The organism is Paenibacillus sp. EPM92, from assembly GCF_016586185.1.
Taxonomy (GTDB): Bacteria; Bacillota; Bacilli; order Paenibacillales; family NBRC-103111; genus Paenibacillus_G; species Paenibacillus_G validus.
Genome location: NZ_BCPS01000073.1, coordinates 1 through 23,040 on the forward strand (window position 1 = coordinate 1; position 23,040 = coordinate 23,040).

At 46.1% G+C, this 23,040-nt stretch carries 20 protein-coding genes; 19 read left to right on the forward strand and 1 reads right to left on the reverse strand.

Going from position 1 to position 23,040, the window contains the following annotated elements; translation table 11 throughout:
* The 7 genes from JMF85_RS16875 to JMF85_RS28130 all read left to right on the forward strand — a co-directional run.
* A partial coding sequence (locus JMF85_RS16875) for an NAD(P)-dependent alcohol dehydrogenase (protein ID WP_306439374.1) occupies positions 1-1,112 on the forward strand: 1,112 nt, incomplete at its 5' end.
* A gap of 79 nt (positions 1,113-1,191) precedes the next feature.
* Positions 1,192-2,631 carry an aldehyde dehydrogenase family protein gene (locus JMF85_RS16880; RefSeq protein ID WP_201318592.1) on the forward strand — a complete coding sequence of 480 codons (1,440 nt, stop codon included), beginning with the start codon at positions 1,192-1,194 and terminating at the stop codon, positions 2,629-2,631.
* Positions 2,632-2,737: 106 nt separating this feature from the next.
* Positions 2,738-3,823: a 2Fe-2S iron-sulfur cluster-binding protein gene (locus tag JMF85_RS16885; protein ID WP_127609842.1), complete on the forward strand. Its 1,086-nt coding sequence runs from the start codon at positions 2,738-2,740 to the stop codon at positions 3,821-3,823.
* 78 nt (positions 3,824-3,901) lie between these two features.
* Positions 3,902-5,023, forward strand: a complete 1,122-nt coding sequence (locus tag JMF85_RS16890; RefSeq protein ID WP_127609840.1) for an alkane 1-monooxygenase — start codon at positions 3,902-3,904, stop codon at positions 5,021-5,023.
* Positions 5,024-5,171: 148 nt separating this feature from the next.
* Entirely contained in the window at positions 5,172-7,007 is a 1,836-nt protein-coding gene (locus tag JMF85_RS16895) for a methyl-accepting chemotaxis protein (RefSeq protein ID WP_236595882.1), read from the forward strand.
* A gap of 62 nt (positions 7,008-7,069) precedes the next feature.
* Entirely contained in the window at positions 7,070-7,960 is an 891-nt protein-coding gene (locus JMF85_RS16900; protein WP_201318569.1) for a DMT family transporter, read from the forward strand.
* A 94-nt stretch (positions 7,961-8,054) separates the two neighbouring features.
* Positions 8,055-8,330, forward strand: coding sequence for an ATP-binding cassette domain-containing protein (locus tag JMF85_RS28130; RefSeq protein WP_201318570.1), 276 nt, complete (start codon positions 8,055-8,057; stop codon positions 8,328-8,330).
* Positions 8,331-8,396: 66 nt separating this feature from the next.
* Here JMF85_RS28130 and JMF85_RS16910 read toward each other — a convergent pair whose 3' ends face one another.
* On the reverse strand, positions 8,397-9,299 hold the full coding sequence (locus JMF85_RS16910) for a LysR family transcriptional regulator (RefSeq protein WP_155614086.1): 903 nt from the start codon (positions 9,297-9,299) through the stop codon (positions 8,397-8,399).
* Positions 9,300-9,462: 163 nt separating this feature from the next.
* On the opposite strand from JMF85_RS16910, the gene JMF85_RS16915 reads away from it, so the two are divergent.
* The 12 genes from JMF85_RS16915 (at position 9,463) to JMF85_RS16970 (ending at position 22,956) form a co-directional block, all read left to right on the forward strand.
* A complete protein-coding gene (locus tag JMF85_RS16915) occupies positions 9,463-11,523 on the forward strand; it encodes a hydantoinase/oxoprolinase family protein (protein WP_201318571.1) in 2,061 nt (686 codons plus the stop codon).
* A complete protein-coding gene (locus tag JMF85_RS16920; protein WP_201318572.1) occupies positions 11,516-13,267 on the forward strand; it encodes a hydantoinase B/oxoprolinase family protein in 1,752 nt (583 codons plus the stop codon). The genes JMF85_RS16915 and JMF85_RS16920 overlap by 8 nt, the downstream gene beginning before the upstream one ends.
* The gene (locus tag JMF85_RS16925) at positions 13,268-14,389 is read left to right on the forward strand and encodes a M24 family metallopeptidase (protein ID WP_127609826.1); all 1,122 of its coding nucleotides are present in this window, start codon (positions 13,268-13,270) and stop codon (positions 14,387-14,389) included.
* Between the two features lie 48 nt (positions 14,390-14,437).
* Entirely contained in the window at positions 14,438-15,214 is a 777-nt protein-coding gene (locus JMF85_RS16930) for a nitroreductase family protein (protein WP_141336230.1), read from the forward strand.
* A gap of 24 nt (positions 15,215-15,238) precedes the next feature.
* Positions 15,239-16,276 carry an ABC transporter substrate-binding protein gene (locus JMF85_RS16935; RefSeq protein WP_201318573.1) on the forward strand — a complete coding sequence of 346 codons (1,038 nt, stop codon included), beginning with the start codon at positions 15,239-15,241 and terminating at the stop codon, positions 16,274-16,276.
* A 22-nt stretch (positions 16,277-16,298) separates the two neighbouring features.
* Positions 16,299-17,084 carry an ABC transporter ATP-binding protein gene (locus JMF85_RS16940; RefSeq protein ID WP_054796223.1) on the forward strand — a complete coding sequence of 262 codons (786 nt, stop codon included), beginning with the start codon at positions 16,299-16,301 and terminating at the stop codon, positions 17,082-17,084.
* Positions 17,085-17,096: 12 nt separating this feature from the next.
* Positions 17,097-17,927 carry an ABC transporter permease gene (locus JMF85_RS16945; RefSeq protein WP_201318574.1) on the forward strand — a complete coding sequence of 277 codons (831 nt, stop codon included), beginning with the start codon at positions 17,097-17,099 and terminating at the stop codon, positions 17,925-17,927.
* Positions 17,924-18,715 (forward strand): ABC transporter permease, encoded by a 792-nt coding sequence (locus tag JMF85_RS16950; RefSeq protein ID WP_201318575.1) that lies wholly within the window; start codon positions 17,924-17,926, stop codon positions 18,713-18,715. Before JMF85_RS16945 ends, JMF85_RS16950 begins: the two co-directional genes overlap by 4 nt.
* 27 nt (positions 18,716-18,742) lie before the next feature.
* Positions 18,743-19,876: a M24 family metallopeptidase gene (locus tag JMF85_RS16955; protein ID WP_236595891.1), complete on the forward strand. Its 1,134-nt coding sequence runs from the start codon at positions 18,743-18,745 to the stop codon at positions 19,874-19,876.
* 9 nt (positions 19,877-19,885) lie between these two features.
* The gene (locus JMF85_RS16960; RefSeq protein ID WP_201318577.1) at positions 19,886-21,214 is read left to right on the forward strand and encodes an MmgE/PrpD family protein; all 1,329 of its coding nucleotides are present in this window, start codon (positions 19,886-19,888) and stop codon (positions 21,212-21,214) included.
* Between the two features lie 309 nt (positions 21,215-21,523).
* Entirely contained in the window at positions 21,524-22,435 is a 912-nt protein-coding gene (locus tag JMF85_RS16965) for an SDR family oxidoreductase (RefSeq protein ID WP_201318578.1), read from the forward strand.
* A gap of 104 nt (positions 22,436-22,539) precedes the next feature.
* Positions 22,540-22,956, forward strand: coding sequence for an Rrf2 family transcriptional regulator (locus tag JMF85_RS16970; RefSeq protein ID WP_127609810.1), 417 nt, complete (start codon positions 22,540-22,542; stop codon positions 22,954-22,956).
* Positions 22,957-23,040: the final 84 nt, after the last annotated feature.

Sequence of the window (23,040 nt, forward strand, 5' to 3'; positions counted from 1 at the left end):
AGGTATGTATGCAAACAAAAGCTATGGTAACACGCAATCAAGGCGAATTTAGTATGGAACAAGTTACGCTGCATGAGCCGAAGGCGGAGGAGGTATTGGTTCGAATTACTGCTGTCGGTATGTGTCATACCGACCTAAGTGTCAAAGATGGTTTTATTCCTTGTCCGTTACCGATCGTTTTGGGGCATGAAGGTGCGGGCGTGGTGGAACGAGTCGGGTCATCGGTGCAAGGAATTGAGCCAGGGGACCATGTCGTGTTATCTTATAGCTCTTGTGGAAGATGTGATGCTTGTCTACAAGGTAAACCTGCCGGATGTGTGCATTTTGCCATGTTGAACTTTGGTGGAATCATGCCGGATGGTACGAAACGGATTGAACAAAGCGGCCAGGAAATCTCCACGTTTTTCGGGCAATCCTCTTTTTCAGAATATACGGTCATCCATTACCGAAACGTTATTAAAGTCCCTAAAGATGTCCCGTTAGAAATCCTTGCTCCGCTTGGATGCGGTATCTCGGCCGGCAGTGGTGCGGTGCTCAATAAACTGCAACCGGAACCTGGTTCAAGCCTGGCTGTTTTCGGTTGTGGAGCTGTCGGATTAAGCGCCTTAATGGCGGCGAAAGTCAAAGGTTGCACAACCATTATTGCAATAGACATTAATAATGACCGCTTAGAATTAGCGAAAGAACTTGGAGCCACACATACAATAAACAGTAAAGATGTCGATAATGTTGTTCAAAAGGTCACGGAGATTTCTAATGGAGGCGTAAAGTATGCGGTCGAAACCAGTGGTGTTCCGCAAGTTTTAAGACAGGCGGTTGACAGCATCAAACCGCTCGGAACGACGGCGGTTGTAGGTGCACCACCATTCGGGACAAATGTGGAATTGGATCACTTCGGCCTCATTTCAGAAAAAACCATTGCAGGGGTTACGATGGGGAGCTCAGTACCGCAGCTTTTTATTCCCGAATTGATTGAGTTGTATAAACAAGGACTGTTCCCGTATGACAAACTCATTACGATCTACGCTTTTGATGAAATTAATCAAGCTGCGGAAGACTCCAAAAAAGGCAATACAATCAAACCGGTCTTGCGTGTTTCCGGCCTAAACTAGCAAAAAAGCAGGTGGAATACCTTTGGGGATATTCTGGAAAATATTTAAGAATTCAGCTGGAGGAGGAAATCGGTTGAACATGCCAACGGAGCAAGTCGATTTGTGGATTAATAATTCCGGAGTGTCAACCCATGATTATTTCGAAATATATGACCCCGGACGTCTCAATCATTTGGTAGCCAGAGTCGCGAAAGGAAGTGTTCAAGACGCCAATAATGCGGTTATTGCCGCTCACCATGCATTCCTGTCCTGGCGAAGACTCGATTTGAGTGAAAGGATTCAAGCCGTGTTTGCAGCTGCTAAAGCATTGGAACAATCAATTCCAGAGTTGAGTCCTTTATTGACGAGAGAGCATGGAGGATTATTGGGTGAATCTCAAATGGATTTTGGTTTTGGAGTAGGAGCAGCCCAGTTTACTGCGGGAATTGCCGAATCTTATCTCGTTCCAGAAGTGATTGAAGATGAAAACTGCCGGATTGAAATCGAGAAAATCCCGAGGGGTGTTGTGGTTGCCATCGTTCCTTGGAACTTTCCGATCGTTCTGACCATGATGAAACTTGCACCTGCGCTGGTAACCGGGAACACGTTGGTGGTGAAGCCGTCACCGTTTGCACCGGCAGCGATTACGCAGGCTTTGAAGAAAATGGCCTCCGTCTTGCCTCCTGGAGTGATCAATGTTGTGAATGGGGACGGAGATGTTGGCGCGACTCTCACTCATCATCCGCTGGTGAGGAAAATTTCTTTCACCGGTGGTACGGAAACGGCAAAACATGTGATGGCTGATGCCGGGTCCACAATCAAAAACATTACTTTGGAGCTCGGGGGGAATGATCCGGCTATCATTTTGGACGATGTAAATCCAGCCGAGATCATGCCGAGGCTGGTGAAGGGGATTTTTACTAGATCGGGACAAATATGCTTTTCGGTAAAGCGGGTTTATGTGTCTCAGGGTATGTATGACAAATTTTTCGATATGATGTGCCAGGTCGTTGATGAAATTAAAGTTGGGCATGGATTGGATGAACGTTCAACCATGGGGCCGGTGGTCAATCGTGGTCAGTATAATTTTGTAAAAGATTTGATTCAGCATACCAAAGCAAGCAATGCTGTAGTCCGGGAATTGGGGCAAAAGCTGCAACCGGAAGAATGGGATAACGGTTACTACATGCTTCCGACTGTTGTGCGTGACATCAATCACTCAGCAAAATTGGCATGTTGTGAACAGTTTGGGCCCGTGATTCCTTTAATCCCTTATCAATCCTTGGATCAAGCTATTGAGATGGCCAATGATAGCGAATTTGGTCTATGTTCTTCGGTTTGGTCATCAGATGTAAACCGTGCTGTCAAAGTCGCCCGCCAGATCGAAGCAGGCAGCACGTTTATTAACAGTCACAGTTTGGAATCGCTTGACGTCCGGATGCCTTTCGGCGGGATTAAACAAAGCGGAATCGGTCGAGAGTTTACCGAGTTGAGTTTGGCAGACTATATTGAACATCACGGCATACGTTATATGAAGTGATTGCGATTCGCTCTTGTGTTACGACCTGTTGATGCTCGGTAATTACAGACAGATTTCATCCTGATCTGTCTGTTTTACGCATCAACATAAAAAAAAGGAGATTAGAATGGCGAATCTACTATCTAATTTATTCAAAAAATCACGAGGACCGTTATTCGTCAATCTGCAACCAAGCGGTGAGCGTTTTTCGGTGCAGCCCAAAGATACATTATTGCAAGCTGCCTTGTCCGCAGGGGTGCCTTTCCCGCATGACTGCAGGGTTGGGACTTGTGCCACTTGTAAATGCCTTTTAGTTGAAGGGAAAGTTAAAGCGATTATGGACTTTTCCTACACGTTAAGCAGGGAAGAAATGGAACAGGGTTATATCCTTGCCTGTCAAGCAATGGTCAAAAGTGATCTTACGGTTGCACTTGACCGTCCTTTGGAAGGCCCACAACATACCGTAAAATCGATTTGCGGTGTGATTCGCAAAAGCGAACAGTTGACACACGATATTCTGAAAATCACGATTGAACTGGACGAAAGCATCATTTACGAAGCTGGACAATATGCGGATCTGTCGGTACCAAGCCTAAGTGAACCCCGATCCTATTCGTTTGCAGATGCTCCGAACGAGCAGGGACAGACAACAATCAGTTTTTTTATTCGTCATGTGGTGAATGGGGAAATGACCGGCTGGTTGCACGCTGCGGACCGAACAGGCGTCAAAGTGAGTATTACCGGTCCCTACGGGTCTTTCTATCTCCGTCCTTCCGATCAATCGATTGTCTGCATTGCTGGCGGTAGTGGCTTGGCACCGTTAAAAGCGATTTTGGAGAAAATCTTCAAGATGGGAGGAAACATTCCGGTGTTATTTTTGTTCGGGGCACGTACGCAGCGAGATCTGTACTGTCTTGATGTAATTAACGAATTCAGCTCATCTTGGAATGCGCCTTTCCATTTCGTTCCGGTATTGTCGGAAGAGCCGGCCGATAGTGATTGGTCAGGTGCCCGCGGACTTGTCACCGAACACATCAAAGATCTTCCGGAAATTCGAGTTGCGAATAGTAAAGCCTATCTGTGTGGCCCCCCCGGAATGATTGACGCAGCAATAAGTAAGCTAAATGAAGGTGGCGTTACTGGAGAACATATCTTTTTTGACAAATTTCTGGATCGATATCATGTGGAGAAAAAAATGCATCATTCTGATTGATAAATTTCTGGCTTCAGGATATTCTTCGGGGGATTTCAACTTGAGAAGACATTTATTTGATAGAAAGGGGAATGATCTGTGTTAGATCATGTCAGGTATTACATCGCCAATTTTTATGTGATGTTGGGGATAGCGGGTCTGCTTCTCGGTGGTCATTGGGTGTGGCTGGGGTCACTCGGAGTGCTTGTGGCTGTTCTTATCGGTGACATGATTTTGGGTGAGGATACGAATATTCGAAATTTAAAGTATCCCTGGATCGCTGATCTTGCATTGTACTTGCATGTGCCTCTAACCATAGTTCTTTATGGTGTCTTTGCATGGCGCTTGCAAATTGGATTTGGTTCGCTGCCGAATTTGTCGGAGCTGGTTTTATACGGCGGTTCAATTCTATCCGTTGCCCTGCTTAGTGCATTTCCCAATCTGCCGATATTACATGAGCTTATGCATCGAAGACACTGGTTTCCCCGCGCATTAAACAGTATTGGAGGTACTTTCTTTGGTGATCCCAATAGTGATATAGCTCATATTCATGTTCACCATGTTCATGTAGGGACTCCCAAGGATTCGGATACCCCTTACCGGGGGGAAACGGTTTATCACTTTGTGTTCCGTGCTACATGGGGAAGGTATAAGGAAGGGTTTAAGATTGAGCGGGAACGTCTCCGGAGAAAAGGGCATTCGATATGGCATGGGAGTAGTCGAATTCTATGGGCTGTTTTGATGCTTGCAATTGTAATAGGATATTTCTATTGGATGGCTGGTCTGACTGGTTTAGTCGTTGTTATCATTACGTTGTTTATTGCAAAACTCACTATTGAAGCATTTAACTATACACAGCATTATGGATTGATTCGGATCGAAGGTAAACCCTTTGAGAGCCGCCATACTTGGGAACATGATACATTCTTCGTACGGGCCGGAGCGGTAGAAATCACAACGCATTCGGATCATCATAAGGATCCGTACATGCCTTTCTATGAACTGAAACCAAGTGATGCCCCAAAGATGCCGAGTATCGTACTCTGTTTCCTGGCATCGCTTATTCCTTCTTTTTGGTTTAAAAAAATCGTAATACCCCGAATCAAGTATTGGGACCAACATTTGGCAAGTCCCGAGGAGAGGATAATGGCTTCGAAAGCAAATCGCAGAGCAGGGTGGCCCGACTTTGCCCAAGAAAACATGGAAAAGTATTCCGTTTGAGCCTTATATCAGGTGTTATGCAACTTTCCGTCTCCAATCCATGTTATGAGGTCAATCAGACCACCTGGTTGACCTCTTTTCATGAAGTGTTCGCACGATATTAAGTCATCCGGGTGAACGTTGTCGTTCTTTTGAGAGCTTGATCCCCGTGCGGCTATTATTCTCACCCATGTTCAAATCCATAAGTTTTAAGCACAAGGAGGATCAACCCGCTACTATGAAATACTTATCCAAGCTGATGACGATTGTTTTAACTTTCTTTATACTTGCGCCGCTTATCTGGATAGTCGGCCTGTACTACTATGAAGCGCTCGAAAGTATTTCCGAAGTGGGTCTCATTTTGCTTCACCCGCCCCTCATCATTTTTATAGCTGTGAACATCGGAACCGTTGTTATTGTTCTCCGTCGACAAATCAGGCGGATCTCGGCCTATATGGAGCATCAACATCCCGACCAATTGGAGCCAGCCCAGAAAAGCATCGCTTTCATCCCTAAATTTTTTGTCGCGGGCGTCCTCGTTTATAGCCTTGTAGGTCCTCATTCAGCGTTACTGGGGCAAGATTTTATTAACCGCCAAGAGTATTGGTTTTCTGTTCTGTTGGCTCTCCCCATCATCTCGATTTACTCCATCTCTTTCTTTGCTTTTTTGGTGGTTACTCTTGAGAGATGGGTCAGTCTTGTTCCGGTAAATACCCGCTACAGATCTGTGTCATTAAAATTCAAATTGACCTTGAATGTTCTGGTCACTTGTCTCGGCATTATGATTCTGTTTATGGTTGTTAATATCAATGGTGTATACAATCAGCATTTGACGAACCAATCAACCAAGGTTGTCCACTGGAATATGGTGGCTGCAGCCAGTGTGCTCATTGCGGTTTCCCTCAATATGTATGCTTTGTTTGCCTCTATCACCGTTCCGGTCAATGTACTGCGTCAAAAGATTCACGAACTGGCCGAAAACGGCGGGGATTTGACCCGGGAAATCTCCTTGAATGTCCGGGACGACTTGGGCGAGCTGGGACGCTCCGTCAATTTGCTGCTCGCCAATATTCGACCGATTATCCGGAAAGTACAGACGGTTTCCGAAGCTGTGGAGAAAGCCTCCTCCTCCTTGGCAAGGAGCGCAGCCAGTACCGCCGGACAGAGCCGTCAGATCACAGAATCGATGAAGATCGTCAATTCGGCGACTCTGACCCAGCAGTCTGCTGTAGAGGAAATGCTGACGGCCGTTGAGCAAATGTCGAGTGGTATTTTTCAAATTGCTGAATCTTCCGGGCTGGTATCTGATTCTTCGACAGAGGTGTATGAGGAAGCCCTGGCCGGACAGCGTACAATGAATGAACTGGCGGCACAAATGGATGTGATCTATCAATCGATGGAGCAAATTCAAACCGCCGTCACCCGGCAAAACGAGCAAATCAATCTGATAAACGGGATTGGAGCCCTGATATCCGACCTGGCCGGACAGACCAATCTGCTATCCCTGAACGCCTCCATTGAAGCGGCCCGTGCGGGTGAAGTAGGGAGGGGGTTTGCGGTCGTGGCCGGCGAAATTCGCAAGCTGGCCGAACAATCAGGACAATCTGTGCAGAAAATCAGCCAACTCGTGCAGGAAATACAAGCCCAATCGGATCATGTTACACTGGAAACCCGCCAAGGCAAGGTGGAAGTAGAGAACGGGAAGCAGGAGATGACTGTGATGGAGCAGCGTTTCCATTCCATCACGCACAGTATCGAATCCGTGCGCAAGCAGATTCTGGAGGTCACCTCCACTGCGGAGCAGATGTCCGCGGGTGCTGAGGAAGTGACAGCCACGGTTAACCAGCTGTCGCACTACGCCCAAATTACTTCGGGTCACTCCCAGAAGGTCACGGAGGCCACTACCGAACAAATCCACGCGATGGAAGACATCTCGACTTCAACCGTGCAGCTTAGCGAATTGTCGCAGGAGCTAAATGATACCATTTTAAAGTTTAAGGCATAGCGCGCCTCATCAAGGGAACAAGCAGGATGTAGTAGACTTATTTGGTTTCGTAAAAGAAGGGGGTGATTCGCATTCGGACAACGGTCCTGTATTCGGTGTTGTTGATCTTAATTTGGGGAACCGCCTTTTCTGTTATTAAAATTGGTTTGGAGTACGTTCCTCCCATTCTTTTCTCCGGTATTCGCACGATACTAGGAGGTCTATTTCTCCTGGCGATCGCCCTTAATCGAGGAGGGAAAGCGGATTTTCGAAAGAATGGGAAGATATTCGGCATATCTGCGTTTTTCAACGTGGTATTATTTATCGGCCTGCAAACGTTTGCTGTCGCTTATTTGACATCGGGATTGGCCGCTGTATTGATTTATATGCAGCCCATTATTGTCGGAATTCTTGCGAAATACTGGCTCAAAGAATCGCTTTCTCCCTTAAAGTTAGCAGGATTAATGCTGGGATTTCTTGGCGTTATCGTGATCAGTATGGCGGGAATATCTAACGGGGAAATCTCCGTTACAGGAATTTGCATGGGTCTGGCTTCCGCATGTGCATGGGCGATTGGTACGGTGTATTTGAAAAATGTGCAGGATACCGTAGATATCCCTTGGTTATTGGCCGCTCAGTTTACTTTCGGGGGACTGGTTCTGATTGTGGCGGGTTTGTTTTTCGAAAACTGGTCGGCCATCGAATGGACGATTTCCTTTGGGGTCAGTCTGCTTTATACATCAGTAATCGGTATCATGGTATCGTGGATGCTTTGGTTAAAACTGATCCATTCGGGTGATGCGACCGTGGCGTCCGCTTATACATTTGGAGTGCCTCTTGTTTCGATTGCCGCCGGTATCCTGTATTTGGATGAAAAAATCAGTTTTACCTTGTTCCTGGGATCGGCCCTCATCGTAGTAGGGATCTATTTGGTAAACCGCAGAAAATTGCTAAAAGCCGAATCAACAACCTAAGTATTTTATCGCTAATATGTTATATATAATAACAATTAAATAACATAGAAGTGGTTGAGATTTGTGATTAACAACATGGAGGGGAACGCGAAATATGAGTCTAACTACCATTCCTGAGATTGAGTTGGATCAGGTGAGCATGCGTTATGCATCGGGTGTATCAGATGTCTTAGCCCTAAAAGAGGTAAGTTTGGACATCAGAAAGGGAGAGTTCGTCTCCCTCCTGGGTCCTTCCGGTTGCGGTAAAACAACGCTTTTGCGAATTATGGCAGATTTGCTTCAACCGACCAGCGGCAAGATCAAGGTGGGCGGAAAATCGGTTAGCAAGACTTTCCAGCATGAGCAATCACAGATGATTTCTGAATTATGATTACATAATCTCGCACGTACCTAGTAACTTTTTGAAGAGATACCCCTAAATTATCCGCATCCGTCTCTATAACGCACTCATTTCTCTTCTCAGAAACACCATAAATAATCGAGTTTCATCGGACATTTTCAAGTCAGGATTATAAATCAATCTGATCTCTATTTTGGCTGGTTCGCAATCAAGGGGCAGGCGAATTAGTTCTCCATCTTCCAGTTCCTTTTGAATGCCGAAAGCAGGGGTTGCTGCAATCCCGATTCCTCGTTTAACCACCTCAACTAATGTTCGGTAATCCTCTAGTTGCAGTACGACATTATATTGCTGAATGCCTATCTTCTTTAGGGATTCATTGATCATCCTGGAATGACTGGAAGTATTCACCCCGCCGACAAAAGAATACTTCTCTAGTTCCACCGGTTGAATGCTGTTCCTCGAGGCCAATTCATGGCTTGGGCCTACCACTAATTCGATATTTTCATAAGTAAGAATCTCGGAATATAATCCCTCTATTTTTCCCAATGTCATCAATAAACCCAAATCTGCTTTTCCCTCCATCAACTGATGGATAATCATTTCCTGAGTATGGCTGTACATAATAATGCGGAAGTCAGGATGGGTTCTGGAAAATGTAGCCAAATAGGACGGGAATAAGTTGTTAGCAATACTACGTTGGACGGCAACAGTGACTTCTCTTTGTTCCCCTTGCAACTTTTGTAAATGTTTTTCTACCAGATTCGTCTTTGAGGTAATTTCCAACGCATAGGAATAAAAAATCTCACCGGCTTCCGTAAGCGATGCTTTTCGGCCGGGTTCACGGGTAAACAGTTTCTTTCCTAGTTCTTGCTCCAGGGACTGAATATGAGCTGTAATGGCGGGTTGGGAGATATTTAGTTTTCTGGCGGCTGCATTGAAGCCGCCAGATTCAATGACAGATTTAAAGATTCTGAGACGATGTATGGAAGATTCAAGCAAAATTAGTCATCCTTTCCCTGGTCAAACTAATAATCTATAGGTTATGGGTTATAGTCAAAAAATGTATTGTTTTACATATAAGTATCCCTATATAATCAAATTGTCGCAATATTATTATAATAAAAAATTATACAAATAATCAAACGCAAAAGGAGAAAGCTCTATGAGTATTTACTTAGGTGTGGACATTGGCGGGACCTTTACCGATCTTATTGCCTTCGATGAAAGCTCCGGAGAATTGTTTCACGCAAAAAGACCGACTACCTATTTTGACCTGGTCCAGGGGATTCTGGATTGCATCGATAAGAGCGGTGTAGATATCAGCCATACCGATAATATCGTCCACGGATCGACCATTGCTATTAACACAGTGATTGAAAAAACAGGTGCCAGGACAGCGCTGCTGACGACAAAAGGAACACGGGATGTTTACAGCATCGGAAGAGGCAGCCGGCCAGAGGCTTACAATCTATTTTTTCACCGTCCTCGTCCGGTAGTGCCAAGGCACCTTACCTTTGAAGTGTCGGGACGTATGCTTGCCAATGGGGAAGAGTTAACTCCGATTGATAGAGGAGAGATAAAAGCGCTTTGTGAACAATTGAAGGAACAAGGGATTGAGGCCATCGCGGTTTGTTTTCTGCACTCCTATGCAAATCCAGCACATGAGAAAATGGTAGGTGAAATACTTCGGGAGAACTTACCTAATTGTTACGTATCGCTTTCCCATGAAATCCTGCGTGAATACCGCGAGTACGAGAGAACTTCCACCACGGTGTTGAACTCTTATGTTGGACCGAAGGTAAGTCGTTACATCAATGAGCTTCACGCGAAAACAAATGATAGCGGTTTCAAGGGGTCCCTATCCATTATGCAGTCCAATGGAGGGATTATGTCCCCTCAAACGGCGGGTGCAAAGCCGGTAAATATGATGGAATCCGGTCCGGTGGGCGGAATCATTGCTTCTGCGGAAATTGGGAAATCGCTAGGTTATACCAATGTGATTGCTTTTGATATGGGGGGGACAACAGCTAAAGCCAGCTTGATTAAAGACGGGGAAGCCAGCATGACCGAAATGTACTACATTGGCGGAAGTGCAAGCGGCCAACCCGTGATGATTCCGGTAGTGGATGTGGTTGAGGTAGGTACAGGTGGTGGAAGTATCGCTTGGATTGATGAAGTAGGTACGTTGAAAGTTGGACCACAAAGTGCAGGTTCAGATCCTGCACCGATCTGTTACGGTAAGGGTGGAACGGAACCAACGTTCACGGATGCGAATGTGATCTTGGGACGTATTGGCGCCGCTGACTTTCTCGGAGGAGATATGCCGCTAGATAAAGAGTCAGCCGTGAAAGGCCTGCAGACCCAAATTGCCGAACCGCTTCATATCGATACTATTCGTGCAGCGAACGCCATCTTTCAAATTGCCATCAACAATATGTCTTTAGCAGTAAGGGAAGTGTCTGTGGAAAAGGGGTACGATCCGCGGGAGTTCGTGTTAGTCGCTTCCGGTGGTGCGGGACCACTCAGTGCTGTTGCGGTAGCACGTGAACTGCATATCCCAAAGGTGATTATCCCACGATTCCCTGCCCACTTCTCGGCGATTGGGATGCTGCTAACGGATCAAAAGCATGACTTTGTTCGTACTTATTTCCGTCAGCTGGAAGAGGTGGATTTTAATGCACTGTTAACTATTCACCATGAAATGGTGGAGGAAGCACGGCAACTGTTGGATGAGGAATCCATTTCTGCAAAAGAAGTGGATTACCAGGCGTATCTCGATATCCGTTATGTAGGCCAAGAGTTTACCCTATTGGTTCCAATAGATGAAGAAACATTACGTAAGGGCGATATTGCCGCAATCCGCACCGCATATGATGACATTCATGATAAGAGATTCGGACACAAGGCACCGAATGAGCCGGTCGAAATGGTCAACATCCGCTTGACGGTAACCGGCGAGAGAAGCAAACCACAATTTCCAGCATTACAGAAGCGCAATAGTAATCCACAACCGTTATACCGTCCTGTCTATTTTGATGATTTGAGTCAAGCGTTTCATTGCCCGGTATATGACAGGGAAAGCTTGCCGCCTGGATATGAATTTGCAGGTCCTGCATTGATTCAAGAATACGCTTCCACAACGGTTATCTACGAAGGAGATGTTTGCAAAGTTAGTGACACAGGTGAGTTAATTGTTTCGCTGGGAGGAATCAAAAATGAGTAATTTACTGATAAAGACATTGGATCCTGTAACCTTAGAAGTCATCGGAAATGCTTTACCGGCGATTTCCAATGAAATGTCGGCTGATTTGCAACGCGCATCCTACAACATGATGGTCTATGAGGTGAAAGATTATTGCTGTGCTTTGATCGATAAGCAAGGTCGGCTGATTTCACAAAATCTGGGTGGGGTATCCCATTTTGTCGCTGACCTAGGCGTAATTATTAAGGATGGAATGAAGAAATACGGGGAAGAAGGATTTAAACCCGGAGATGTTCTGATTACGAACCATCAGGCTGTTGCGGGGCAGCACCTGAATAACATTGTTATTTATACTCCGTTTTTCTTTAAGGGTGAGCTCGTCTGCTTTGCCATGGTAAGGGCTCATTGGATGGATGTAGGAGGCTTAAGCACAGGATTTGGCGGAGGAGTCAGGATCACCGATCCCTGGATGGAAGGGCTGCAGCTCGATCAGCTGAAAATTTATGAGTCCGGTGAAGTGAATCCAACCCTATTGCAAATTCTCAAGGACAACATTCGTTTTCCAGAATCCTCATTGGGCGATATGAGAGCGCAAATTGCCGCATGTAGATTGGCCGAGAGAAGATTGGATGAACTGATTGCAAAATATGGACATGAAACCTTTCTGCAATATGTAGAGGCGATTTTTGCCAAAACCGAAGAGAAATGCAGAAAAATTGTGGCCAAAATCCCGGATGGGGTCTATGAAGCGGAATCCTTCATGGACGACGATGGATTTAACTTGGATGAGCCTGTTCGTATCCATGCCCGTGTTACGGTCAGTGGGGAAGAAATGACCATCGATTTATCTGGATGCTCTGAACATCGCAAGGGAGCGATCAATGGACGTACTTTGGCGGGTGCTATGGTAGCTTATAAAGGATTGACCGCACCATTGGATCCGGTTAATGAGGGTTCCTTCGGAGCGCTTAAGGTAATCATTCCGGAAGGCAATGTGATGATGGCGAAATACCCTGCACCCATGGCGAAGTGGAGTATTATTCTTCCCACCGTGATTGACACCGTTCTGACCGCTTTGGCACCTGCCTTGCCGGACCAGATCCCTGCTGCACATATGGGGAATTTGGGAGGGTCAATTACCTGCTTCGGAGCCGATCCTCGTACCGGCAAACGTTTTGTGCTGCAGAGCATCGAAGGTGGTGGTTGGGGAGGAAGACCGCATGAAGATGGAGAATCGGCTTCCGTCTCCGTATGCCAGGGAGATGTACGCAACGCACCCATTGAAAGTATTGAACTCAAAGCACCTGTGATCGTCGAAGAGCGCAGTTTGCGGATGGATTCCGCTGGTCCCGGCAAGAATCGCGGAGGTTGCGGATTGGACGTAAAAGTACGAAACCTGGTGGAAGTTCAATGGAGCCTCTCCCAGGCCCGACGCCGTAACGTTCCACCGTGGGGATTGTGGGGGGGGAAAAGCGGCGCCATCTCTGATTATTTGCTGAAACTGCCACATGAAGAAGAATGGGCTAGTGTGGATGTGGCACGCCATACCGTTCCACCTGAAACGCAGGTCATCATCCGTACCTCTGGAGGAGGAGGCTGGGGTAACCCACTGGAAAGAGATCCGGAAAAAGTACGTTGGGATGTAAGGGAAGGATTGGTTTCCCTAAAAGCAGCCAAAGAGGAATATGGCGTTGTGTTAAATGCTGATGATTTAGCCATAGATATGGAGCAGACCAATCTCTTGCGTCAGGAGAGGAATGCATAGATGGCTGATCATTCGCGTGCACAAGCGTTCTTAACCAAAATGAAAGATTTGGACCTTGATTATCTTGTGGCTTACTTTGATGGAATTCATTCATTTCTAGAACCCAACCTGGTTTTTCTGCTTACTGGATTTAAGTCCATTGGAGAGAGCATGGTTTTACTGCAATCTAACGGGTTAACAACCCTGATCACAACGCCATTCTGGGATGCCGAACGAGCGAAAACGAATTCGAATGTATCAACCATTCTGCCAACGGATGATCTAATCAATACCTTTAAAGGATTCATGGAATTGGCCAAAGCAGGGCCCGACAAGATCGGTTTTATTGGGCTTACAAGCATTAGGCAATCCAGCTATTGTGAATTGTCCTCTTATTTCAAAAATCGACTCCATCTGTTAGATGAACATTTTGTTGATTTCACTGCATGCAAAACGGAAAGCGAATTGATAAAAGCTAGAAAGGCAACCTGGATCGCTGAACGAGGATATGAAAAAATGCTAGAGATCGCAAGGCCTGGAATGTATGACTATCAACTGGCCGGTGAAATTGAAAGTTTTATGAAATCCCTCGGAGCAGACGATAACTTTTTTCTCATGAGTGCTTCGTCTCATAATCACGCGGTACGTCCGCCAGGACGGCACAGGTTGGAAAAGGGAGATATTATACTGGCTGAAATTTCACCAAGTTACGAAGGCCAGTTCACTCAAATCTGCCGCAGTGTGGTACTGGGAGATCAGAACCGTGACCCATTGCTTGAGAGTTATCATTTGCTCGTCACTGCTTTGGAGAGGGGAATCGCCATAGCGAAACCCGGAGAGAAATTATCAAATGTGGTTCAAGCGATCAATGAGCCGCTTGAAGAGGCAGGATATGGACAATATTGCAGGCCTCCCTATATGCGGGTCCGCGGCCATGGGTTGGGATTAAGTTCTTTTCAACCAGGTGATGTGAGTGAAGCGAACCACACCGTGCTGCAGGAGGGGATGTTCTTCGTCATTCACCCCAATCAATATATTCCGGAAACTGGTTACCTGCTATGTGGTGAGCCCGTACTGATTACTTCCACCGGATCACAGGTTTTAACAAAGAGGAAACCTTCACTGGATATTATTGCTGTGTAAGATAAACGTTTGGAAAAAATGAAACTTACCTTATAAGGAGTGGTATTCATGACAGAAGCTTTGAATCACAAAGATTATGACCTGTTACTCGATCTTGTGAAAACACGGAGCAGTGTTCGCAGTTTGAAATCTGATCCGCTGCCTGAAGGGTCTGTAGAGAAGATTATCGAAGCAGGACATTGGGCAATGTCAGGGGCTAACTCACAACCATGGGAATTTATTGTGGTCCGTGATCGAGAGACCAAACTGGCGATTCAGGAGGCCTATAAGGAAGTCAATATTGACTATGCGTATTGGATGGAACAACAACGTATTCCTGAGCTTCGTCACCCCTCCTTCCACTTGAAAGGCGATCCGTATGAACAAATTGAGCACATCAAAAGTCGTGCTAAATGGGCAGATGCACCGGAACTCATCGTGGTCATTGGAGATGGGCGACGTCAGTGGGGAACGGTCATGGCTGGTCACACTTTTGGACGCGACCAGTCCCATCTCACCGATGGTCTTGCGAATTGCTGCCAGATCATGCACCTGGCTGCTGCGTCACTGGGACTCGGAACTCAATGGATAACCATTCATATTCAGGAACCGTATCGCAGAATCCTGAACATTCCTGATATCTACACGATTTATCTGATTATCCCGGTTGGCTTCCCGGCTGTTGAAGCAAAGAAGGGTGTGCGCAGAGATATTGAAGACATGATACATTATGACATGTATGATCCTGGCAAATTTATCAGCAATGAGGGGATTTTGGATTATTTGGCGGGATTGCGCGGAAAGACGCTGGAAAAATACAGAGTGTCATACGGTGAAGGGAAATAAAAGAAAATATGGAGGTGAAAGTCGTTGAAATGTTTAAACGGGTTCAATAAGACCATAACACTGTCAATTTCCCTGTTTCTAATTATGTTTGCGCTTACAGGTTGCGGTAATGCGGGAGCCGGCCCGAGTGGTGGAGATACGGCCAAGAGTACAGCCGGAAAACCGGAAAAGGCGGACATTAAAATTGGGCTGCCGCTGAGGGGGGCTACTTTTCTACCGATCTATTTAGCGGACCAAAAGGGATTCTTTAAAGAGGAAGGGCTGAATGTAAGCATTGCTGAATTTAAGGGAGATGCCGGTGTTATTCAGGCATTGGCGGGCAACTCCGTTGATATTAACGTAGCTTCATTAACTGGAATCGTCAACTCCATCAAGTCAAACCAACAATTTGCTGCTTTTTGGGGCGGGTTTAACCAGGCTCCTTTTGATTGGTACAGTCCCAACATGAAGTCGATGAAGGATATCAAGGGGAAACGTTTTGGTGTTTCTACTTATGGCTCACTAACCGATGCTTTGACCCGGTATGCTGTCCGCCAGGCTGGACTCGATCCGGAAAAGGACGTGCAAATCCTGCAAGTAGGTGGATCGGCTAACGCACTTGCAGCGATGCAGTCCGGACAGATTGATGCATCAACTCTCGATAATCCGTATAAATTTATGGCCGCCGATAAGGGCTGGAACCTTCTGTTGAGCGAGAGAAAAGATCTGACACCAACCTGGCCGCAACATGTTGTTTATGCCAATAAAGACTTTATAAAGAAAAACCCGGAAACCATTAAGGCTTTTTTACGTGCTATGGTTAAGGGAGTGGATGATATGGAGAAAAATCCTCAAGAGGCTGCGAAGGTGTTGGCTGATACTCTACAATTCGACGAAAAGTATGCTTCTAAGGCACTGGAGGATATGATGCCGGGCTTCGATAAAAAGGGGAAAATTGATCCGAAAGGTATCGAATTTTTTTGGAAGATTACCGTTGCCATGGGGGATGCCGACAAAGCTTGGCCTGACGATCAATGGCTCGACAATACGTTTTTAAACTCAGCAGATCAATGGCTGAAATAAAAAAGACGGGAGGCTTTAAGCAATGGCGTATTTAAGTATTCGGAATGTCGAGATTACTTATAAAAACCATAAAACGGGCAAGGATTTCCTTGCCCTTTCCGGTGTTAGTCTTGACGTGGAAAAGGGAGAGTTTGTTACCATTGTCGGGCCCAGTGGATGTGGAAAGAGTACTTTACTGCTCTCGATTGATGGCCTACTCCCCCATACGGGCGGAGAAATCCTGATTGACGGCAAGCCTGTGACCAAACCCGGGAAAGACCGTGCGCTGGTATTTCAAGAATTTGCCTTGCTGCCATGGCGTACGATTGAGCAGAACATCTGGTTCGGACTGGAGCTTCAGGGGGAAAAGAAGGAAAAATTGCAATCAGCGGCCGACCGCTTCCTAAAGCTGACCGGACTTGTACAGTTTAAAGACCATTTTCCCCATCAATTATCCGGCGGTATGCGGCAGCGAGTGGGAATTGCACGAGCCCTGGCTGTAGATCCCGATATCCTGCTCATGGATGAGCCCTTCGGAGCTCTTGATGCACAGACACGGGAGATTATGCAGAATGAACTATTAAAGATTTGGGATGAGAATCGGAAAACCGTATTTTTCGTCACTCATGGTATCGATGAATCCATTTACTTGGCCGATAAGATTGTGGTCATGAGCGCAAGACCAGGAACAGTCAAGGAAATTATTGATGTCAAACTGCCCCGCCCCAGAGGTTTGGAGGTTAAAGAAACTACTGAATACGCAAGACTTCGGAGACGTATCTGGGAACTGCTTCAAGACGAAGTGACGGCATCAGCCGGTTGGAGTTAAGGAGGTCATGGAATGGGGTTGAAAACGGAAATTGCAACTGCTGCTCCTGTACAACCTGCCGCAAAGGGGATGCTTCGTAATATTACATCACGAGTGAAGTGGGGAATCGGTTCGGTTCTTGTATTCCTTCTGTCCTGGGAGTTTGTAGCCGCACTGCGCCTGGTTGATCCGCAGTATATTAGTCAACCAAGCCATGTGGTTGGTGCAGGAATTAAATTGTTAGTGACTGGTGATTTCTACTATTCTGCTTATATTTCATTGGTCGAATTAGTCACCGGGTTTATACTTGCTGTTCTCGTAGGGGTGGCACTGGGATTACTTATGGGTCATTACCGGATAATAGGTGGGCTTTTTGACCCTATGCTCATGGCACTATATGCGACACCACGTATGGCGATGATCCCTTTATTTGTCATTTGGTTTGGAGTAGGGATGGGAAGTAAGATATTTGTTGTCTTCATTGGGGCTTTATTTCCTGTCTTAATCAATACCATAACCGGAATCCGTCAGGTAGATCGAATATTAATACGCGCCGCACGCTCTTACGGAGCTACGGAATGGCAATTATTTACGAAAGTGTTTCTTCCGGGAGCCTTGCCGGCTATATTGACGGGAATCCGCCTTGGATGGGGTCGTGGAATCCTTGGTGTTGTAATCGGGGAGATGTATGTAGCAATGGCTGGTCTTGGTTACATGATATCTACAGCTGGGAATGCCATGCAAACAGATCGGTTGTTTTTCTTAATTCTTATTGTAGCTGGTATAGGATTTCTCGGGACGAGCGCCTTCCAGCGACTTGAGCAAAAGTTGACTCCATACCGAGAGGAGCAACAAGGGGCATGAGAAATTCACAAACATCAAAATGGTTTAGATGGTACCATAAAAGCGAACAATTGATTCTTGGGTTCACTGGCATGATCTTAGTGGTTGCCGTATGGCAAATGGCCTCAGCATTGGGGTGGATCAATACCTTTCTGGTTAGCAGCCCTTCGCAAATACTTTCGTCAGCTATTGAGCAGACGACTAAGGGGGCAATTTGGGCAGATTTCCAGGTAACAGCCATAGAATTCATCATTGCCTTCGGGATATCTGCAGTTATTGGTATTTTATGCGGGCTGGTGATGGGCTGGTATCGTCACATCGAATATGTCGCTGATCCGTTTCTTTGGTTCTTTTATTCAACCCCATTGATTGCGTTCTATCCATTATTTGTTATGTGGCTTGGTCTTGGTTTTAAAACGGTTGTCATGATGGGATTCTTAATGGCGGTAATCCCCATTACCATTAATACATTCGCCGGTGCCAAGGGAACAAACCCGATTCTTATTCGCGCTGCGCGTTCTTTTGGGGCGACGAATCGGCAAATGTTACTGAAAATATCTCTTCCTTCCGCCTTACCCATGATTGTTACCGGTTGTCGAATCGGTGTAGAAAGATCGTTGATTGGCGTGATTGTCGGTGAAATGTTTAGCTCGAACTCTGGCCTCGGCTTTCGTATCAGTTATTACGGGTCACGACTGCAAACCGCGAACCTCTTTGTATCTCTCGTTCTTGTGGTTCTCTTTGGACTGATCCTCACACAATTGATTCGTTTAGTGGAAGCACGCCTGCAAAACTGGCAGCCCAAATGATAATAAGGAGGATTTGCTTTGCAAACCATGCATCCTGTTGTTTTACATGGATCGACCGCGTGGGATCAGGAACGACTGCCACGGGATGAATTTAATGAGCGATTGCAATCCATTCAAGAAATGATGAGACAGAATGAAATCAATGGTCTTATTGTGTATAGTGACTGCCGGGACTATGCCAGGTTATGCTATATCACTAACTATATACCCAAACACAGTTGGGCAATTGTACTGATTCCGGTTCATGGAAAACCCCGTTTACTGGCCAAAGTTGCAGGTTCTCGGGATATTCCTTCTGTCAGTGTGTTGACCTGGATTGATGATATTAAACCGGCACAAAACATCACCGGGGAGATTGAGCTGTTCGTTAGCGAAGTCGCAGAAGATGGGCAGCCCGTCATAGGAATTTGCGGGAAGGCGGAGATGAGGCATACCGTATATACAGAAATTGCGGCCGGATGCCAGGGGAATTCATTACAGGACATGGATATCCCCTTTGATCAATTGTTACGACATAAACGCCCCCGTGAGATTAGTGTGATGCGTGAAGCCAGCGGGATCTTAAATTCCGTGGTGGAAGCGATGAAGGAGATTCAGCGCAGAGGCGGCAGTGTGGTTACAACAGCTGTGGAAGCGGAACGTGTCGCCAGATATCTGGGAGCCCATGACGTGAGAGTGTTATACAGCACGAATCACGGGAAAACCTTAGAGCCTTTTGAGACGCTGTCTGATGTGCGTAACGATCGCCTGGTTAGCTATGTGGCAGTCGAATGTCTTGGATATTGGGTGGAAGCGATGGTGACATTATCACAGCAAGCTAGCCCCATTGATCTTCGAGCTGCTGAATTACTACAATTCTTAACCCAGTCATTAAAGCCAGGTGCGAAAGTCGGGGATTTGGTCCATCAAGCAGAGGAAATGGTTCAGCCCTATCAACTTCATCCGCTGCTTCAAAATGGATTTGGACACAGCATTGGATTATCAATAGTAGAAGCACCGTCGCTACATGCATCCCGTTCAGAAAATAAAGTTGAAGCAGGAACCGTCTACTCCTTGCACGCTGGACTGACAGACAACAAAGATAATAACGTATTGCTATCGTCTATGATGCTGGTAACAGAAAATGGAAATGAAATCTTGTGGTCGTCGGTAGGGCAGTGAGGTGCTTTCATGACAAAATTACATTCTCTTGCTGAATATGTGGTTCATGCACAGTTCTCTACCGAAAGGAGCGAGCTTTCTGCCCATATCCTAGATACCGTGACAGCGTGGATTTGTGGTCAGGCTACTCCTGAGGGAGAACAATTAGGCAAGAAATTAAATGAAGAGCATCCCATTTTGCGGGGGGTGCTTCAAGATGATGTTTTGAACCAAGTCATAGTGAACTGCGCGATTACGCGTTTATCAGAGATTGATGATATCCATCTTGCTTCCTGTATCACCCCGGGCTCCGTGATTATCCCTACGGCATTGACCCTATGTTCTAATTTAAAGGTAGACTTTTCGCTTACAACCTTTACGGATGCGGTAATTGCAGGGTATGATCTCATGACAAGATTAGGAAAAGCAATTAAGGGTACGGAGCTGCTGTACCGGGGGATTTGGCCAACTTATTTTTGCGCAGCCTTTGGAACTGCAGCAACGAGTGCCCGAATACTTGGATTATCGGAAAAGGAAACGGTCCATGCCCTTGCTCTCGCCCTCAATTTATCGACCGGTGGAATAAGCAGGGGGAGTGAAATGCCATTTCGCTGGTTTACTCTTGGTTATGCAGCGAGATCCGGGTGTATGGCATCTTTAATTGCAGCGAAAGGATTTACTGGAAGTTCGCAAATGCTGGAGGGGAATTGGTTTGAACAAACATACGGGATCGAAGCGGATACTGCGGCTATAGTTGAGGATCTTGGCCAGGATGGAATCCTAAAGAGGATCAGCATGAAACCGTTTTGCTCGGCAAAACAAGTAATTCCTTCGATTTATGGATTTACCAAATTGCTAGATCAGGGGATTTCACTGGATGACATCAAGGAGGTTAACTTATTTGTTCCCCTTCCGTTTGTATCAATGATTAAGAACCGACCGACCAATAGACTCTCATCTCTATCAAGCGCACCCTATCAGTTAGCGGCAGCAGCGTATCATCCTGCTGGATTATATGATATTTCCCGCAATGAAATCCTTAATTCCGAGGAAATTCGATCGTTTATGGATAAAGTTCATGTTATTGGAGATTCCACTTTACTTTCGTATTATCCTGAAAAATGGCCAACAAGGATCGAAATCAAGACTTCTTCACATGGAATAGCAAGCGAGATGGTTACGGACTCACCCGGGGACCCCGAAATGAAGTTAAGTTCAGAGGAAATGAAGCGAAAGGTTCATTCTTTTCTCGATCCGATTCTTGGAGCCCGGCAAGCAGCAGAAGTGATCGAACTTGGCAGGAATTCCGTGTTTGATAAATGCTCCCTTTTAAACTTATACAAAACCATCAGGCGATAGTTTAAGGGTGTAACTTTCTGTCCTATCCATTCAGCACCTCATGACTTGGACCAAAGAAAAAAGAGACTCTCCGGAGTCTCTTTTTTCCTGTTCTCCAATGGCTTTTATCGCGTTCTATTCCGTTTTCCAACCTCACTGAAAACGTAATCAATTCAGCAATCCCTAGGCTGCCGGCATGTATTGGCAGTCTCGTTACGCTAAAGGGCAGCAGCATAGTTGAAAAGATACCTTCGCTGTTTATAATATGACATAAGTTGGCATATTTAAGGTTTATAATGGTCGGTAGATCAACGAAAGGAGTGACAGATCATGAAACCTCTAAATGGAAAAGTGGCTTTGGTAGCAGGTGCAACACGCGGCGCTGGTAGAGGAATAGCTATCGAATTGGGAGCAGCAGGGGCCACTGTTTATGTGACAGGACGCACGACACGAACACGACGCTCCGAGTACAATCGTCCTGAAACTATTGAAGAAACCGCTGAACTTGTAAGTAATGCGGGTGGTCGAGGAATAGCGGTTCAAGTGGATCATCTGGATCCTTATCAGGTTCAGGCTCTTATTGCTCGCATTGAGAATGAACAGGGGAGACTGGACATCCTGGTCAACGATGTGTGGGGGGCTGAATATTTGGCACAGTGGAACGTGCCCGTGTGGGAGCATTCCCTTGAACGGGGGCTTCGCATGCTTCGGCTTGCGATTGACACGCATATTATTACAAGCCACTTTGCAATACCCCTGTTAATCCAAAACAAGAATGGACTGGTCATTGAGATAACGGACGGCACGGCAGAATACAACGATAAAAATTACCGTTTATCACTGTTCTATGATCTAGCCAAGACGTCTGTCATTCGTATGGCTCAGTCTTTAGCCCATGAACTTTCACCATACAAATGCACCGCAGTAGCAGTGACTCCGGGTTGGATGCGTTCTGAAATCATGCTTGAACACTATGGTGTTAAGGAAGAAAACTGGCGTGACGCCACTGTGAAGGAACCTCATTTCATCATCTCGGAATCGCCTCGTTTTGTAGGGCGCGCCGTTGCCGCGCTAGCTGGAGATCCGGAAGTTGCCCGATGGAACGGTGACTCTGTTTCAAGCGGTAAGCTCGCGCAAGTATATGGTTTTTATGATCTTGACGGCTCACAGCCAGACTGTTGGCGGTATCTCGTAGAAGTTCAGGATGCAGGCAAACCGGCGAATGCTGCTGGTTACCGTTAATATTCAATAAAATAGACCGGATTCAAGGTTCTATAGGAAGAGAACCTCACATATTGACATTATATCTTGTGGTAACTATAATGGTTACAACGGTGGTGATACAAGTGAAGCAAATCAGTACGCGCTTTTCGATTGCAGTGCATACCCTTTCCCTAATTGCCGTCAGCCCGAAGGATTGCACCGGGGACTTTATCGCGAGGAGCGTTAATACGAATCCCGTGGTAATCCGGAGAATTATGGGGATGTTAAAAAAGGCGGGGTTAGTGGACGTTCGCCCAGGCGTAGGGGGCGCTACCTTGCTTAAGGATTCCGACCGGATTACGCTTCTTGATGTTTATCGTGCCGTGAACGCGACAGAGGAGAATCAACTGTTTCGCATTCACGATAACCCAAATTTCGATTGCCCGGTTGGGCGGAATATCGAGCAAGTCCTTCAAGCGGAATTGAGAGACGCCCAATCCGTGATGGAACAAAGGCTGGCACAAACGACGTTAGACCAACTAATCGAAAAGTTCAAATAAAAGCTCCCATCAGAGCTTTTATTATATGCACTTGTTGTAATAGTAATTGTTATAACAGTAGTGATTACAAAAAAATGGAGGAAA